The following is a 17914-nucleotide window of genomic DNA, read 5'->3' on the forward strand; positions in this document are numbered from 1 at the left end:
GACTCGCTAACGATCTTGTTTCAGTTTCTTGAGCGTTAGAATTTCTAACGATCTTGTTTTGCATTCTTGAGCGTTAGCGCACCTATTTTTAGCTTTTTTTAAGTTTTTTGACTCGCTAACGATCTTGTTTCGGTTTCTTGAGCGTTAGAATTTCTAACGATCTTGTTTTGATTTCTTGAGCGTTAGCGCACCTATTTTTTGCTTTTTTTGAGTTTTTTGACCCGCTAACGATCTTGTTTCACTTTCTTGAGCGTTAGAATTTCTAACGATCTTGTTTTTCACTCTTGAGCGTTAGCGCACCTATTTTTTACTTTTTTTAAATTTTTTGACCCGCTAACGATCTTGTTTTGCATTCTTGAGCGTTAGAATTCCTAACAACCTCCTTTTACACTCAATCAAACCCCTCATATTAACAAGAAACTGGTTTTGCTGAAGGATCTAATAAAATTCGTGTACCTGCTTTTCCTTCTAATGCATCGATTGCATCATCTAATGAACAAATAATAGCTTCTTTACCTGATTCTGCAAATTGAATTGCCGCTTCTATCTTAGGTAACATACTTCCTGCTGGAAATTGATCTTCTGCTACGTATTGTTTTGCTTCTTCAACTGATATTGTTTGAAGCTTTTCTTCGTTTTCTTTCCCGAAGTTCACGCACACATTTGGTACGTCTGTTAACATCATGAATGTATCTGCTTCAACTTGTTGAGCTAGTTTCAAACCAGAACGGTCTTTATCGATAACAGCTTCTACACCTTTAATATCACCGTGTTCATCACGGTAAACAGGTATGCCACCGCCACCTGAAGAAATCACAATCGCTTGATTTATTAATTTCTTAATTTGGTTTACGCCATGAATAACAAGTGGTTCTGGAGAAGGTACAACACGACGGTATCCTCTACCAGCATCTTCTACCATGACAAACCCATGTTCTTTTTCTAATCTTTTAGCTTCTTCTTCACTGAAAAATACACCAATTGGTTTAGTTGGATTATTAAATGCTTGGTCATCTTTATCTACTTCTACCATTGTTAATAATGTTAATACATCACTACTAATACCTAAATCGTTTAAATGATTTTTAATAGCTTCTTCCATCATGTAGCCGATAAATCCTTGAGATTCTGCACTACATGCGTTAATTGGAAGTGGGTTCACAATATCTTTCGCCGCTTCGTTTTGAGCGATAATATTCCCAACTTGTGGCCCGTTACCGTGTGTAATCACAATGTTATGTCCTTGTTTCTTCAATTCTGCCATTTTACGTGTAGCAGACATCACGTTGTTATATTGATTATCGTATGACGCTTCTTGATTAGGTTGTAATATCGCATTACCACCTAGTGCAAGTACAACTCGCTTACCCATACGTCTCACTCCTTAATGTTAATGCTACATACATGCCATATAACGTGTCTCTTCCAGATGAAGAACCTACTTTTAAAAGTTGGTCTAGACGCGCGATTGATGGATCATGTTGTAGGTTAGAAATTTTTGAACTAAATTGACCTTGCAAAGCACATTTTAAAAATGTTTCGCCTACAAGTGTGGTTAGAGATGATTGCAGCAATATGTTTAATCGTTCTAAATGATTATTGTTAATAAAAGGATGGATAAAATGAATAAATAAAATACCTGTCAGCATATCATCTCCGGATGGTGTTAAACCTTGTCCTCTACCAATCAGATATCGGTATTGTTCCTCAACTTGTTCATCATTTCCAAATTCTAATGCGTTTAATACATGTTGCATCTTCTCTTTGTTAAAATCGCCTTGCTCATACATGGCAAAGTCATAAGATGCGATATTTTCTTTAAGCTTTTGTATATCAGTCTGTTCCGAAAAGTCAGATGCCTTTAAAGTTGGAACATGCCAAACGAGTTGGCATGCCTTACTTATTTGAATAGCAGTAGGACCCACTACAATGTGTTGATTTAATTCGATTTCGTTAAATAAACTTTGCTTTGTTTGTGAATCGACTACTATACCAAAAGGAAATGTTCCATTTTCATCTGTACCTATAAAGATAAGGTCATTCGATTCATTGACGATATTGAAACCTTTATTAAATATGCTATGCACATAAAATTGTTTATGTTGTTCTAAGTGTTTCTTAGCATCCTGTCCTATTGCAGTTGCTTGAAGAATCACGCGTTAAATCCTAACTTTTCAGCATACGCTGTGATTGCTTTTTCGAAACATTCGATTGGTGGATGTACTGTACCTGCACCAATTTGTCCGTAACCAGCAATCTTATGCGCAATACCTGTATTGATAACAGGTGTAATGCCTGTTTCTACAACTTTACGTGCATCGATACCTAAACATGCGCCTTTAAAGTTCCATGTTGGGATCGCAAAGTTAGGGTTCTCACCAATACAAATTTCAGTCATTTCATTACTAATTTGTAATGCATCATCAAATCCACCAGTACCAACAAATCTTGTAACAGCTGGTGCTGCGATCATTGCCATACCACCGACACCGATTGTTTCAGTAATCGCTGAGTCACCGATATCTGTGTTCGCATCATCTGCTGAGTAACCTGTGAAATATAAACCTTGAGGTGTGTTAACAGGTGCTGTGAACCATTCGTCACCCATACCTGCAATACGTACACCGAAGTTCTCACCGTTACGACACATTGCTGTTACAACTGTACCGTGTTCGATTTGACGAGCAGCGTCCATCATCGCTTTACCTGTAGCCATCGCGATGTTTAAGAAGAATTGATCTGTATCAGCTAAGAATTGTAATACTTCTGTACGTTTCTCAGGTTCTACATCTTCTAATGACGCAATGATAGGTGTCACTTCTTTTAAGAATGCTAATGATGCTGCAATGTTACGTTGGTGGAATTCATCACCCATTGCGATTGCTTTAGCGATTAATACGTTAACGTTTAAGCCATCATCCATTTTTTGAAGTGCTTTACTTAATACTGGACCTAATACATCTTTCATCCAGTGTAGACGGTTTACAACTGTTTCGTTGTAAGCACCGAAACGTAATACAGCACCGATACCTTCGTTCATTTGACAGTATGCTTCATTACCTGATTCTCTATTTTCAACAACAAGTACAGGCATGTTAGCTGATGTAATACCACCCATTGGTCCAACAGCGTTAACGTGATGACAAGGAATGAACGTAATTTGTCCTTCTTCTAACAACTTACGTGCCGCTTCTTCGTTCTCAGCCCATCCTTCAAATAAAATCGCACCGACACATGAACCTTGCATAGGGTCTGTCATGTTTTCATATTTGATTGGTGGTCCAGCATGTAGTAATACATGTTCTTTAAGTTCTGGAATTTTAGATTTAGCAGGCACCACATCTACTAAAAATGGTGCTGCTGCGATCATCTTATCAATGACTGCTTGGTTAGCTTCATCTATTGTTTTATAAGCCATTTTATACTGTCTCTCCTTCGTAATTGTTTAAGAATTGAAGTACTTTCATTAATTTCTCGTCGCCACCTGCGATTGGTTGCCAGTTAAACTGAACAACTTGTGCATCATTAGCTTGGATAGCTTCTGTGAAACTCTTCAATCCGATATTAATCACACTTGGTTTCATATTAATTAAGTTCAAGACTTTTTCATCAACTGTTAAGTCAACAGATTCTGCTTCGAATGATTTTGTTTCTAATTGTGGTTGTTCAACATCTTTACCTAGTAAATGAAGTGCTGTCGTCACCATTTGATTGTTTGTTTCACATACGATTGCGCCAGCTTCTTTTAAGATATTGACTTGTTTGTCGTAACCTTGGTGATCATGCTCAGTACCTACAACTGTAGCAAGAACTGCTAAACTGCGACCTTCTGATTGTGCTTTGTCTAACACTTTTTGAATCGTTGGCGCAAGTTCACTTGCCATGTCATCATGACTTCCGTATCCGATTACGTTATCTAACATAATAATAGCTGTTGATGGATCGTCTGCAGATTGTTCTAACATTTCGATACGTTTAGATGGGTCAATCATAGGGTGCGGTCTACCTTGTGTATAAATATCATCACCTAAGTCGATAATTTCGTGGTGACCACCTTTATATGAAAAGCCTTCTGGTGTTTCTGCATCTGAATTGTCGCCTAAAGTATCTTTTAATAACATTGCTGCTTCAGAAGCTAACGTACCGCCAGAGTAATAACCTTTAACGCCATCTTGGTTATCAGCAAATTTGATATTAATATCTGATTGAATTGCTGTACTAAATTGAGGTGTTTCTCCGTTTGAAAGTTGAACAGATACGCGTGCCGCTTCTTCTAATGTATAAGCGTGGTAAATGTTTGTTTCTGTATATTCAGGTTTAGAACCTAAGAATAACGTTACGATTGGTTTTTCGATATTACGTAATAAATTCAATACTTTTTCTTCTACTTCTTTAGCTGGTGGCTTAGAAATAACTGTAATGACTTTCACTTTTGGATCTGCATTAAGTGCTTTAATACTGTCTAACATCGTAATCGCACCTACTTCTGTAGATAAGTCACGGCCACCTGTACCGATAGCATTTGTAACACCTTTTCCTTCACGGTCAATGATTGTTGTTACTTCTTGAATACCTGTACCTGAAGCACCTACAACACCGATGTCACCTTCATTTACAGTGTTTGTGAATGCAAGTGGTAAACTGTGAATAATACCTGTACCACAGTCAGGACCCATTACAAGTAAACCTTTGTCATGTGCCATTTCTTTTAAACGTACTTCGTCTTCTTTTGCTACGTTGTCGCTGAACATAAATACATTCAAATTATTTTTCAATGCTGTTTCAGCTTCCATCGCTGCATATTGCCCAGGAATTGAAATTAATGCTAAGTTAGGATTGTTCGCTAATTCTAATGCGCGGTTCCAATTTGAAGCTTCGTTTTGTTTTTGAGATTGGTCTTCGCTTTCACCTTTCCCTTTCAATTCTGCTTCAACTTCTTGGTTTACTTCTTCAACTTTTTCTTCATTTTCTGTATCAACAACGATAATAATATCGTTTGGTTTCGCTGCTTCTAGTTCATCCGTACCTAATCCTGAAGATTTAAAAATATCTTTATTGGCAGGTGTTCCCATCATAATGGATACTTGGTTAATACCATCAATAGCAGATAATTTATTCGATAATAACATTAATACAATCGAATCTTGGTAAGTGTTTTCTTTAATAATTGTGTGTAACATACTATTCCTCCGTTATTATTCTGCAAATCTATTTTTTCCGTGATAACGATCAAAGTGCACATCGTCTGAAACTAAGTAGTTGTATATATCATCAACAATTTCAATGCCTTCTTCGTCGTATTTTTCACTACGTAATCGGCCACGTTCACCAGGATAGAAAATTTCTCCATATCCTTGTGCTGCTGGTTGTGCTTTTAATTCATCGAGCATTGTTGAAATGTTTGTTTTGAATTGCTCTAAGTCTGTGAAGAATGCTGGATTAATTACGACATGTAATTGGCCTAAGTCACGGCCTTTCGTTAAATCTTTATACATAGATGAAACATGTACACCATGTGGTACGCCTAGTAAACTACCTGATAGAATATCTACCATCATCATAAGGCCATATCCTTTAGGTCCTGCAACTGGTACAAGTGCATGAACATCTCTAGCATTTGTCGTTGGTTCACCATTCGCATCAACTGCCCATGTATCTGGGATGGATTGATTTTTCGCTCTTGCATCTAGCACTTTACCCCATGCTTGAACGGTCGTTGCCATATCAAAAGTAATGATGCGATCATCGTTTGAAGGTGCACTAAATGCAATTGGATTTGTTCCGAAATATGGTTCAGTACCGCCGAATGGCACAACCATCGGATCTGATTGGCACATACTTAAACCGACCATATTCTCTTTAGCTGCCATTTCTACAAAGTAACCTAACGCACCACTATGTGAAATGTGCTTAACACCAACAACAGCAACACCATTTTCTTTAGCCATCTCGATTGCTTTTTCCATTGCTTGTTTAGCCGCTTGATGACCAGGACCATTATCTCCTTCAAATACAGCTGTTGATGATCCCGTTTGTTCGAATTGATAATTCGGATTGGCTGTTATACCACCTTTAGCAATTCGCTCAGCATAGTACTCTACTCGAACTGCACCATGTGAATGAATACCTCTATGATCCGCAAATGTTAAAACGTCTGATACATCTTCTGCAGCACCTTCGTTTAAGCCCGCTTTAACTAATTTATTCTTCATTAAATCAAATAAATCTTTCTTTGAAACACGCATATCTTAACCTCCTTATTACTCGAATAGTGTAATTTATATACATAAAATCATGATTTTAGCCGTAAAAAAAGAAGGTACTCAAGACGTACGATATTAAATGTCGACAGTCGTCATTCATAACATTCAATTGTCTCTTTCACTTCTTCTCAGCTATTTAATAAATGTCATCAGATATTAAATACTCATAAATACTTTCGGCAATCGGTATGCCACTTTCTTTGTAGCGTTTTTTAACGTCTTCTTGAATTTCACCTGGGTAATAAACTTGATCAAAGCCTTTAGCCGGTTTAATATCATGAAGTTCATCAACCATTTCAGAAACGTGTGTTAAAAATTGTTCTTCATCACCAAAATATGCTGGATTAATGACGATATGAAATTGTCCTAATCTACGATACTGACTTAAATCTTCATACATTGATGTAACATGTTTTCCGAAAGGTAAACCTAACAAGCTACCTGCTAGAATATCTACCATCATCATCAATCCATAACCTTTAGGACCAGCGACTGGTAATAACGCAGCGACTTCAAATGGATCTGTCGTTGGCTCGCCTTGTTTGTCTACTGCCCAAGTATCTGGAATGGATTTATTTTTAGAACGCGCATCTAGGATTTTTCCCCAAGCTTGCACGGTTGTCGCCATATCAAACAATATCGGTTCACCATTTTTACGTGGCGCTGCAAAAGCAATTGGATTTGTACCGAAGTATGGCTCTGTACCACCAAATGGTACAACCATTGGATCTGACTGACATACTGTTAAAGCGACCATACCTTCTTTCGCCGCTTGTTCAGCAAAGTATCCAATCGCGCCACTGTGGCCCATTTCTTTAATACCGACCATGCCGATACCACTTTCTTTAGCTAACTTGATCGCTTCTTCCATTGCTTCATAAGCAACATAGTGACCAACTGCATTATCTCCAAAATAAGTACCTGATGATGGACCTGTCTTTGTGAATGTTAATGCTGGATTCAAATTGTATCCTTTTTTTGCAATACGTTCTGCGTAATATTGTGTACGCACAGAACCGTGTGAATGAATACCACGCTCATCTGCAAATATCATCAAATCTGCTGTCTTATCAGCATGTTGTTCAGATAAACCTGCATTTGTCAGTTTGTCTTTAAATAACTGGCGCAGCTTTCCACGTTCTACGTATACTAATCCTTCTTCTGCCATTCTTAACAACCTTCCTTAAATTTCGATATCTCTATTTGCATCTTTAGAGTAAATATAAGCGAATGGTTCGTCTAAGCCTACAGCGTAAGTTGCTTGTGGTGCATAAGCGCCCATAAAGATGTAATCACCTTTATCAACTGGTTGCCATTCGTTATCTAAGTTGTACATACCGCGACCACTTAATACATAAGCACCGTGTTCTTGAACGTGTGTTTCAATATATCCGTGTGAAGCACCTGGTTTAAATGACAAGATATGAATGTTCATGTCGTAAGCTAATTCTTTAGGTAATAAATCAAGAATTGTAACTTCTTCCATACCTTCATAAGGTTCTTGAGCCATGTCATTCACATTTCCAGTTACAACTTCAGGTGTGAATCCTTCTAAAGGTTGGTAACGTTTTTTGTATAAGAATACGCGGCTATCATTGTTTTGATTGCTGTTTTCAAAAGTCATTACTTGGTGACTTGGTACGTATAAGTATCCACCAGCTGATAATTCATATTTTTTGTCATCTGCGTATGCGTTGATTTTACCGTATTCAACGTAAATAAATGTTTGAACGCCGTCTCCACCAAAGCCTTGTCTATTTCCGCCTTGATTTTTTAATGTTACTAAGTAGTCTACAAAGCGAGCACCTAGTCTTGGTGAACCTAAAATTGTAACGTCGCAATCTTCGAAACCTGGTACAACGTTGTTTACTAAGCCGTCTGGTGTAATAACTGCATAGTTGTCTTTCTTAATAACTGAACGTGTTTCTAATAGTCCTTCTCTATAACCTTGATTATGATTAATGTAACCCATGATCAATACTCCTTTTCTCTATCTCTATTTTTTAAAATTTATTTATTCTTGATAAGCAAGTTCATATAAGACTTGTTTCAATACTTCGATACCTTTTACTAAATCTTCAACATTTGTTTCTTCTTCAACGTTGTGACTCACACCATTTATAGATGGTACAAACAACATAGAAGTTGGTACATAATGTGCGAAGATTTGTGAATCGTGACCTGCACCTGAAGACATCAGTTTCCAATCTGATTTGCCAACGACTGTTTCAGCAGCGTGTTCGATTGTCTTAACTAAATCTTCATTCATTAATGTTGGTGCTTCGTCCATCCATAAATCAATATCGTGTTCAACTCCTTCTTCTTCAGATACGCGTTTAATACATGCATCAATTTCTTCAGCGAATTGATTTAATGCATCTTGGTCAATGTGACGACAATCGATTGAGAATGTCACTTCACCTGGCACAACATTTACGGTATTTGGTACTGGGTCGACGCGACCAAATGTTAATACTAATGGATCTCCTAATTCTCTTGCACGTTCTGTCAATTGTGTCGCGATTTTACTAAATGCGATGACAGCATCTTTTCTTAAGCCCATTGGTGTCGTACCTGCATGGTTTGCTTCACCTTTTAAATTAACTGTATAACGTTTTTGTCCAACGATACCGTTAACGACACCAATTGATTTTTGTTCTGTTTCTAACACTTTTCCTTGTTCAATATGAACTTCGATAAATGCTTTAATACGACTGTAGTCATTGTCTTCAGTACGATAATCAAATCCTACTTCACGCATTGCATCTTTAAATTGAACACCTTCAGCATCAGCAATTGTATCTACATCGTCTTTACCTGCTAAGTTGAAGAAGTTCTTACTACCCCAGAATGCAAATGGGAAGCGACTGCCTTCTTCTTCTGCTAAAGCTAAAATTTCTAAAGAACGTAATGGTTGTCCGTATTCTGCTTTCAATGATTGCATCGCTACAAGTGCTGCTAATACACCGAATTGACCATCTAAATGGCCACCTTCAACAACTGTATCTATATGAGAACCAGACATAATCGTTTCTTCTGGGTATTTACTACCTTCTATACGACCTCTTAAGTTACCAATGTCATCGAATTGTGCTTCAAATCCTTCTTTATCTAATGTTTCTTTTAATGCGCGAACAGCGTCTGACCATTCTTTTGAATAAAGTAAGCGTGTAATACCGCCACCTGTCAAACCTCCAAATGAAGTAAACTGTTTATCTAGCGCTTCGAAAGAAGAACGGATGTCCATATAATTCATCTCCTTTTCATGTCACTTACTATTATAAGCGGTTACATTTTTGTTATCATTCACAAAACATACAATAATTAGCTTAACTTTTATATGTTTTATACAAATACGACCTAAATTTAATTTGAGATACTATGATTAGGAAAATATATCTTCTAGGAGGCTGAGTTGTTTTGACTCAAAATCATTCAATGTGTTTATCAAATGATGGTTTTCAATTACCTTATACCATCATCGAATCTAAAAATGAAAATCCTCAAGGGGCTATCATATACTTTCATGGTGGCGGGTTAATTTTTGGTCAACGTGATGACTTACCACAAGCGTATATAGATATTTTGACAGAGTCCTACCATCTTGTACTCGTTTCTTATCGATTGGCACCGGAAAGCCCGATTGATACGATTATCTCAGATGCATTAGCTCAATATGATGAAATCAGTGCCTTATATGAGGCATTACCAATCTATACGTTTGGTCGTTCAGCGGGTGGATTCTTAAGTTTAATGGTTGCTCGTTATCGCGAAGTTGCAGGCATTATTGATTTTTATGGCTATTCACGTGTACATGTTCCTGCATTTTTAAGACCGAACGCACAATACCAAGCTTTATCAACTCAAATTACACCAGCGATATTAAATCAGCTTATACAACCTAATCCATTAACTTTTGGCTCATTACAAACGAGATATCCGATTTATTTATATGTACGTGGCCAAGCGAAATGGTTATCTTATTTAGGTATTCAATCTTCTACAGCAAGTGCGTATAATATTTCACCTAAAGAATTAAAACAATTTCCACCGACTTTTATTGTACATTGCAAAGGGGATCCAGATGTTCCGTATAGTGAAAGTGAACATATTCACCGACAAATAGAACATAGTCAATTAGAGACGCTCGATTTAGACCAACATGATTTTGATCGTGACGTAACACCAACAAGTATTTCACTGTATAAACAAGCCGTACAATTTTTAAGTCAATCATCAAACTTAGTTCAAGGGGGATAAATGATGAACATTCAAAATGTCATGGAAAATCTAGAAACATTTAATCAATTTGCGCGTAATCCTGAAAATGGTGGTATTAACCGAATTGCTTTTACACATTCAGAACGTGTAGCAGCACTTAAATTCTCAATGCTTTGCCAAAAAGCTGGTTTAGACGTCTACTTTGATTTCTTCGGAAATGTTATTGCGCGTCGAGAAGGTAAAAATCCAGACCTTAAACCAGTCGTATTAGGTTCTCATATAGATACGGTTAAAGACGGCGGGCAATATGACGGACTACTTGGTGTTGTTGGTGCGTTGGAAGTTGTAGAATATTTAAATAAACATCAAATAGAAACGGATCATCCAATTATTATTATTGCTTTTGCTTGTGAAGAATCTACAAGATTTAATGAAGCGACATTAGGTAGTAAATATCTCACGGGTAATATGACGAAAGAAGATATGAAATATATTAAAGATAACGACGGGAATGTACTTTATGATATTGTCGCACCACTCGCTCAAGACATGCATGGTAAAGCAGCATTATTTGAAAGAAACAATATTAAAGCATTTCTAGAATTACACATCGAACAAGGTCCAATTTTAGAGAAGAAACATAAAGATATCGGCATCGTGACAGATGTCGCAGGTCCGCATCGTTTCAAATTAAAAATTCAAGGCGTGACGAGTCATTCAGGTTCAACGCCAATGCCAATGAGAATAGATGCATTGACAACATCCGCAGAAATCATTTTAAAAATCGAAGAAATTGGACGTGCTTATCATGACAAAGGAATTGTGACAACAGTCGGTTATGCAAATGTATATCCAAATACAATGAATGCCATACCAGGAGAAGTCACACTTTTAATAGATATTAGAGGAAAGAACGAAGCCGTGCGAGAACAAGTCGTTGATGAAATCACATCACAAATCGAACGCATAACAGATAATCGCAATGCACATTATGAATTGGAAGATTTAGGTCAAGATGCACCACGCAGTTTCAATCATAAAATAGCACAAATCAACGAAGACAACTGTCAGCAATTAGGATACACATATAATTATATGTACAGTGGTGCAGGACATGACGCTATGATCATCGCACCCGTATGTCCAACAAGTATGATCTTTATACCATGTAAAGAAGGCATTAGTCATTCACCAAAAGAATCCGTAACAGCAGACCAAATCGAAAAAGGCATTAACCTCCTCATACAAACAACAATCGAACTAGCCAAGCTCGACACCGTGTTGGAGTAGGGAGTTTTGGGGGTGTTGGTTGGGAGTTGGTTGCGGGGATTGGTTGCGGGGTTTTCGGAGATGCGAGTTTACTTATGCTTTAACTCACATCTTTGGCTATCTTGTGAGTTTACTACCTCTTTAACTCACATCTTTGGCGATCTCGTGAGTTTACTACAACTTTAACTCACATCTTTGGCGATCTCGTGAGTTTACTATCTCTTTAACTCACATGTTTCACGATCTCGTGAGTTTATTACCTCTTTAACTCACATCTTTGGCGATCTCGTGAGTTTACTACAACTTTAACTCACATGTTTTGCAATCTCGTGAGTTTATTACCTCTTTAACTCACATCTTTGGCGATCTCGTGAGTTTACTACAACTTTAACTCACATCTTTGGCAATCTCGTGAGTTTATTACCTCTTTAACTCACATCTTTGGCGATCTCGTGAGTTTACTACAACTTTAACTCACATGTTTGGCAATCTCGTGAGTTTATTACAACTTTAACTCACATCTTTGGCAATCTCGTGAGTTTATTACCTCTTTAACTCACATCTTTGGCGATCTCGTGAGTTTACTACAACTTTAACTCACATCTTTGGCGATCTCGTGAGTTTATTACAACTTTAACTCACATGTTTTGCAATCTCGTGGGTTTACTACAACTTTAACTCACATCTTTCTCAATCTCGTGAGTTTATTACCTCTTTAACTCACATCTTCATACCATCCACCCCATCCAACATGAAAAAAGGCAGGGACACCACGATGGTCCCTGCCTTTCCTTATTTATAATTCTTAAATAAAGCGTCCTAAGCGTTCTTCTGTTACGCCTGTTTCTTGATCATAAATTTCTTGTCCTCTTAATATTGTTTTTGTAACTTGTGCGCCGATTTCACGACCAATATATGGACTCATTTTATTTCTATATGCTAAGTCTTCTGCTTGTAATGTATATGGTGCTTCTGGTTTAATAAATACAAAGTCTGCATCTTTTCCTAGTGCGATGCTTCCTTTTGTATCTAGTCCAAAGCGTTTTGCTGGTGCTGTTGCAATAATATCAGCAAATTTTTGTAATGACATATTACGTTTTTGAACGCCTTCGTCAAATAGTACGTCTACGTTATTTTGTAATCCTGCGATACCGCCCCATGCTTCGAATGCATTGTCAGTATCTTTTAAGTCTGGCGTACATGGTGAATGGTCAGATGTTACGAAGTTAATGTCTCCGTTTAATACGCGATCCCACATACCTTCTAATCGAGATTGTTCACGGATTGGTGGTGAACATTTAACAACTGGTCCGATTGAATCTAACTCTTCTTTATAGAAGTATAAGTAGTGTGTACATGTTTCACATGTAATATCTACACCTTCTTGTTGAGCTTTGATTACTTCTTCAACGCCTTCTTCACAAGCAACGTGTACGATATGCACGCGACAACCTGTTTCTTTAGCGAATAATACGATTTTGCGGATTGGTTCAACTTCTGTAAATACTGGTCTAGAATCCACATATGCACTTAATGTTGTTTCGCCATTTTCTTTAGCGATTTCACCTAAACGATCTGTAATTGTAGCATTTTCTGAATGGATAGATAAGATTTTTCCCGTTTTAGCAATTTGTTTCATACCTTCATATAATGAATAGTCATCAACATTTTCAAAATCACCTTCGATTGTACGGTCACCACAAGTTGCTAAGAATGCTTTATAAGCAACAACGCCCGCTTCATCTAATTCTTGAATACCGCCGTTTAAGTTATAAGGTACTAATCCTCCGTAACTTGCAACATCTACGGCTAACTCATCTTTACCTGCATCAAATTTAGCTTGGATAGAAGCTTTATCTGTAGTAGCGGGTACTTGGTTTAATGGCATTTCAACGAATGATGTCACTCCACCTTTAGCAGCTGCATTTGTACCCGTCACGTAACCTTCCCATCCGTCACGGTAACCGCCACCTGGTTCAGTAATATGCACGTGAGCATCTACCATACCTGGTGAAACGATTTGATTTTTAGCATCAACAATTTGTTCAGCTTCTCCTAATTCTTGTCCGATTGCTGCAATTTTCCCGTCTTTGACACCAACTTCAACTTTTTGCGCGCCATCTTCTAAAATAACTAAACCATTTTTGATAATTAAATCATACTTCATTATATGCCACTCCTTCTTTTTTACTTTTATCTGCATGAAATACATAATGTAAAATGATATAAACACCACCGGCTACAATAAAGCCGATAAACCATGAAAAGTCTGAAATCACTGTGAATCCTGGTAAGAATCCAAGTAATGAAATCACAACACCAGCAATCGTTCCGATATATGCTGAAATATTAATGCGTGGTATTTTTTGATCTTTTACACGTAAATCAAAATACAATTTATCTATATCAATGTGACGTCTAGACACAATATAGAAATGTACAATCATGACACCGGCTACAGGACCAAGTATTGCCCCAATAGCATTTAAGAATACGAAGATACTATCCTCGTTCTCCATCATTTTCCATGGCATAATCACAACACTCAATACTGAAGCAATGACTACACCACGGCGATAATTAATCCATTTCGGTAATAGCGCACTTAATTGATACGCCGCTGGAATAATATTACTTGTCGCATTTGTAGAAATCGTTGTCATTAATAATACACCAGTTGATATGAGAATTGCCCAGAAACTATCCCATTCATTAATGATTGTTAAGATGTTCCACTCTTGGTGACCTAAATAAATAGAACCACCGATAATAATGAATACACTCGCAATCGCGAATAAGATATGTGCAACAACAATACCTGAAATTTGACCAACAATTTGCGTCTTCGTAGATTTCGCATTTTGAGTAAAGTCAGATACACTTGCACCAGGTCCTGCCCATACACCTAATAATGAATTAAAGATTAAAATAAATGATAAAATCGCTGGGTAAATAATCCCACTAGACTTCGTTGAAATTTCATAATCTAAAATGTTGCCAACGCCTCCTGCAGCCATAACGCCCCAGATTGCCATACCACCAAATACAATGTAAATCAGTGGGTTTAATACGGCAGTGAATTTATTAAGAATTTCTCCACCACCAAATCCAATTGCGAAACTGATTGCCCAGAATATTAAGAATGCGATTAATCCAGGAATTGAAATACCTAGTATCGTCGCACCGCTTCCGATATCAGCGAATCCAGGGAAAATCTTATTCAATAAGATTAATAGTGCTTGTGAACCAGCAAAGGTTTGAAGTCCAAACCAAGCAATACCAGCTACAACACCACGTAGAATACCTGGTAACTTTGCACCTACATCTCCGTATGTATGACGCAATTGCATCGCAAAAGGTATACCATATTTAGAACCAGCATAACCATTTGCTACTAATAATAATGCAATAATAAATGAACTTAAAATTAATGCGAATATAACTTGTAATGGTGATAATCCGATTAATAAAAATCCACCTACTGCAGTATAGTTCGGTATATTATGAACGGCACCCATCCATAATGTAAAAAAGTTAAATGCCGAATTATTTCTTTGTGCTGACGTTTTGGGCATTATATCTTTGTTATAGCCACGTTTTTCAAATTCAGCTGGAGTTAATGCCACCTCGTTTGCTTCTCTTGCCATTCTATATGTCTCCTTTGACTTAATCAGCTAATAACTAGCTATGAACTCTTCATATACAAGTGTAAGACTTATGTAAGCGTTTTTCTTTGTAGTTCTTAACATATATAGAATTTAAAATTATAGGTTTCGTACAAAATTTGTGTATAATAAATTTTAGAAATAAAAATTATTGGTCATTTTGAACAAAACACATAACATTTTGACAAAAAATAGCGGTTTCATTTATTAAAAAATCGTTTTCACTTTTATATAATCTTCATTGAAAGATAAACAAAAACGGGAGGTCTTATGATGACAACTCTAAACGAAATATTATCTATACCTCAATTTAAAGGTTTAGAGCTAATTAATAGAAAAGGAGATTTATCTTCTGAAGTAACAAGTCTAGACATTACTGAGAACAATGACATTAAACATTTCACTTCTAGCAATGCCTTCATCTTAACAACGGGCGTACTTTTTCAAGATAATCAGGAGAATTTAAAGAAATTAATTAAAGACTTGAGTGACATTCAAACAGCTGGTCTTGGTATTAAAGTCTCAAGATTTTTACATAAAATTGACCAAGATGTGATTGATTTTGCAGACGAATTGCAGTTTCCGTTAATAGAAATTCCTGAAAGTTGGAACTTAGGTGAGATTACGCATGAAATTTCATCCTTTATATCTGACTCTGAAACAGGCAAATTAAATTATGCATTACAAGTTCAACAAGAACTGAACCAACTGCTAATTAAAGGGTTCAGCATTGATAATATGATCGAACGCATGAGTAAATTACTTGGTGTACCTATCATATTATTTAATCCGTTTAAGAAACCTGAGGCGATCAGCCATCATTATAGACAAAGTCAGTCATTATTATCTGAACACGTCGCTTATTTCACTGCACATCAACAAGAGGAACTCTCGCAAGATAAAAATAACTTAGTATTCGAAAATAAAGACCATGTGATCTTTAAAGTATTGGGTTACACGTACTTCCCATATTACTTAATGGTATCTCAAGTGAATAAGCTGTCTTATCCATTTAGCCTTTTAACAATCGAACAAGTTGTGAGCGTGCTTAGTTTCGCCTTGTACAAAAACACTAAAATTCAAGAAGTCGAAAAAAATGACATTAACCGCTTCTTCGAGTCACTCGTCTACAACAAGAGTGAACAAGCATTATCTATTAAAAAACATGCAGATTTATTAAGACAATATTACATCTATCCGTCAGACTATTATCAAATCATCATTTGTGGCATAGATGCTAAAAATAATTTAGAAAATAGTTATTATTTAAACGAACTACACCAATTAACGTTTCAATGGTTAACAGATAAATTATCCGAAATCGACTCATACATCAGCGTTTATCGATTACCGAGTAATGATCGATTCGCCATTTTAATACAGAACAAACAAGACAATCATCTGGATATGATTAAACAATTACAAATCAACTACAATGATTATTTCGAAGACCAAATTTCTTTCGGTGTCGGCAATGAAGTAACTGAGTTCGCGCAATTACCTTCATCATTTTTCGAAGCAAACGAAGCATTCGAGAACGGCTTATTCAACAATGAGAGAGCGTTCATTTCTCAGTACCATTCGAAAGATATACAAGAATTATTGCAACTCATACCACAAGAGAAACTTTTACCATTTGTGAAACATACACTCGGTCCACTTAGCTATCCAAAGACTAAAAAAGACTTAGAATTAAAACAAACATTAAAAGTCTATATGGATAATCAGTGCGATATTACCAAGACAGCAGAGAAAATATATATCCATCGAAATACCGTTAAATATCGTATAAACAAATGTAGTAATCTTATTGGTACAAACATCGAAGACCCATCACAATCATTAAACATACGCATCGCATTATATGTGTCAGAAATGATTACATTTGATTAAGTGTAAATATGAAAAAGCAGTAGTGGCTGTGGTGGCCACTACTGCTTTTGTTTATTGGATGATGGCGTGGAGTTGGAAATAGGGCGGGTGAATTTATCTTGTTTGGTCTGTCTTGATAAATTCAAGGCGCCTATTTATCTTGTTTGGACAGTCTTGATAAATAGAGAGGTTGTATTTATCTTGTTTGGTCTGTCTTGATAAATAGAGACGCTGTATTTATCTTGTTTGGGCTGTCTTGATAAATAGAAGGGTTGTATTTATCTTGTTTGATGAGTCTTGATAAATAGAGACGCTGTATTTATCTTGTTTAGTCAGTCTTGATAAATAGATGGGCTCTATGTTGCTTGTTTAGTCAGTCTTGCAACATACGGACACTCTATGTTGCTTGTCATACCTCACTTGCAACATTCGAGGCTTCAACATTGCTTGTCGCATCTCACTTGCAACATTCAGGGCTCCAACATTGCTTGTCACACCTCACTTGCAATATCCAGTCCCTATATATTCACTTTTCCAATAAGATAGAACATTTATTCATACATAAATAGACATTCAATTTCAAAATTGAATGTCTACCTTTTATAATTTAACTACTAAGTCCTT

At 36.6% G+C, this 17914-nt stretch carries 13 protein-coding genes; 3 read left to right on the top strand and 10 right to left on the bottom strand.

All coding sequences use genetic code 11. The features are described from left to right. Window positions 1-409: 409 nt before the first annotated feature. The 8 genes from arcC to allC all read right to left on the bottom strand — a co-directional run bounded on the left by arcC (window position 410) and on the right by allC (window position 9510). Window positions 410-1372, bottom strand: coding sequence for a carbamate kinase (gene arcC / locus LQ622_RS09430; RefSeq protein WP_107576585.1), 963 nt, complete (start codon window positions 1370-1372; stop codon window positions 410-412). After that, entirely contained in the window at window positions 1365-2156 is a 792-nt protein-coding gene (locus tag LQ622_RS15170; protein WP_204188493.1) for an oxamate carbamoyltransferase subunit AllH family protein, read from the bottom strand. Before LQ622_RS15170 ends, arcC begins: the two co-directional genes overlap by 8 nt. Beyond that, window positions 2153-3418: a YlbE family protein gene (locus LQ622_RS09440; RefSeq protein ID WP_049320214.1), complete on the bottom strand. Its 1266-nt coding sequence runs from the start codon at window positions 3416-3418 to the stop codon at window positions 2153-2155. The genes LQ622_RS15170 and LQ622_RS09440 overlap by 4 nt, the downstream gene beginning before the upstream one ends. A 1-nt stretch (window position 3419) precedes the next feature. Then, complete coding sequence (fdrA, locus tag LQ622_RS09445) at window positions 3420-5180, bottom strand: acyl-CoA synthetase FdrA (RefSeq protein WP_204254915.1); 1761 nt, start codon at window positions 5178-5180, stop codon at window positions 3420-3422. Between the two features lie 15 nt (window positions 5181-5195). Then, window positions 5196-6245 (bottom strand): ureidoglycolate dehydrogenase, encoded by a 1050-nt coding sequence (gene allD / locus LQ622_RS09450; RefSeq protein ID WP_239762875.1) that lies wholly within the window; start codon window positions 6243-6245, stop codon window positions 5196-5198. A 154-nt stretch (window positions 6246-6399) separates the two neighbouring features. After that, window positions 6400-7431, bottom strand: coding sequence for an ureidoglycolate dehydrogenase (allD, locus tag LQ622_RS09455; RefSeq protein ID WP_037590278.1), 1032 nt, complete (start codon window positions 7429-7431; stop codon window positions 6400-6402). A 15-nt stretch (window positions 7432-7446) separates the two neighbouring features. Continuing rightward, entirely contained in the window at window positions 7447-8235 is a 789-nt protein-coding gene (gene allE, locus LQ622_RS09460) for a (S)-ureidoglycine aminohydrolase (RefSeq protein WP_204258782.1), read from the bottom strand. Between the two features lie 42 nt (window positions 8236-8277). Continuing rightward, window positions 8278-9510, bottom strand: a complete 1233-nt coding sequence (gene allC / locus LQ622_RS09465; protein WP_204258783.1) for an allantoate deiminase — start codon at window positions 9508-9510, stop codon at window positions 8278-8280. Window positions 9511-9683: 173 nt separating this feature from the next. On the opposite strand from allC, the gene LQ622_RS09470 reads away from it, so the two are divergent. Both LQ622_RS09470 and LQ622_RS09475 read left to right on the top strand, forming a co-directional pair. Further along, window positions 9684-10523, top strand: a complete 840-nt coding sequence (locus LQ622_RS09470; protein WP_239762871.1) for an alpha/beta hydrolase — start codon at window positions 9684-9686, stop codon at window positions 10521-10523. Window positions 10524-10526: 3 nt separating this feature from the next. Next, window positions 10527-11774 (top strand): Zn-dependent hydrolase, encoded by a 1248-nt coding sequence (locus LQ622_RS09475; RefSeq protein WP_239739985.1) that lies wholly within the window; start codon window positions 10527-10529, stop codon window positions 11772-11774. A gap of 784 nt (window positions 11775-12558) precedes the next feature. Here the strand turns inward: LQ622_RS09475 and allB are convergent. Continuing rightward, window positions 12559-13920, bottom strand: a complete 1362-nt coding sequence (allB, locus tag LQ622_RS09480; protein ID WP_126477155.1) for an allantoinase AllB — start codon at window positions 13918-13920, stop codon at window positions 12559-12561. Then, window positions 13910-15400 (bottom strand): allantoin permease, encoded by a 1491-nt coding sequence (gene allW / locus LQ622_RS09485; RefSeq protein WP_239748769.1) that lies wholly within the window; start codon window positions 15398-15400, stop codon window positions 13910-13912. The genes allB and allW overlap by 11 nt, the downstream gene beginning before the upstream one ends. Before the next feature lie 291 nt (window positions 15401-15691). Between allW and LQ622_RS09490 the strand changes: the two genes are divergently transcribed. Then, window positions 15692-17311, top strand: coding sequence for a PucR family transcriptional regulator (locus LQ622_RS09490; protein WP_239762869.1), 1620 nt, complete (start codon window positions 15692-15694; stop codon window positions 17309-17311). Window positions 17312-17914 lie beyond the last annotated feature (603 nt).

Source organism: Mammaliicoccus sp. N-M50, from assembly GCF_022386995.1.
Taxonomy (GTDB): domain Bacteria; phylum Bacillota; class Bacilli; order Staphylococcales; family Staphylococcaceae; genus Mammaliicoccus; species Mammaliicoccus sciuri_A.

Bases quoted from the DNA above. Each gene is read 5' to 3' on its own strand.
- arcC (WP_107576585.1), bottom strand. From the start codon at position 1,372: ATGGGTAAGCGAGTTGTACTTGCACTAGGTGGTAATGCGATATTACAA.
- LQ622_RS09440 (WP_049320214.1), bottom strand. From the start codon at position 3,418: ATGGCTTATAAAACAATAGATGAAGCTAACCAAGCAGTCATTGATAAG.
- fdrA (WP_204254915.1), bottom strand. From the start codon at position 5,180: ATGTTACACACAATTATTAAAGAAAACACTTACCAAGATTCGATTGTA.
- allD (WP_239762875.1), bottom strand. From the start codon at position 6,245: ATGCGTGTTTCAAAGAAAGATTTATTTGATTTAATGAAGAATAAATTA.
- allD (WP_037590278.1), bottom strand. From the start codon at position 7,431: ATGGCAGAAGAAGGATTAGTATACGTAGAACGTGGAAAGCTGCGCCAG.
- allE (WP_204258782.1), bottom strand. From the start codon at position 8,235: ATGGGTTACATTAATCATAATCAAGGTTATAGAGAAGGACTATTAGAA.
- allC (WP_204258783.1), bottom strand. From the start codon at position 9,510: ATGGACATCCGTTCTTCTTTCGAAGCGCTAGATAAACAGTTTACTTCA.
- LQ622_RS09475 (WP_239739985.1), top strand. From the start codon at position 10,527: ATGAACATTCAAAATGTCATGGAAAATCTAGAAACATTTAATCAATTT.
- allB (WP_126477155.1), bottom strand. From the start codon at position 13,920: ATGAAGTATGATTTAATTATCAAAAATGGTTTAGTTATTTTAGAAGAT.
- allW (WP_239748769.1), bottom strand. From the start codon at position 15,400: ATGGCAAGAGAAGCAAACGAGGTGGCATTAACTCCAGCTGAATTTGAA.
- LQ622_RS09490 (WP_239762869.1), top strand. From the start codon at position 15,692: ATGACAACTCTAAACGAAATATTATCTATACCTCAATTTAAAGGTTTA.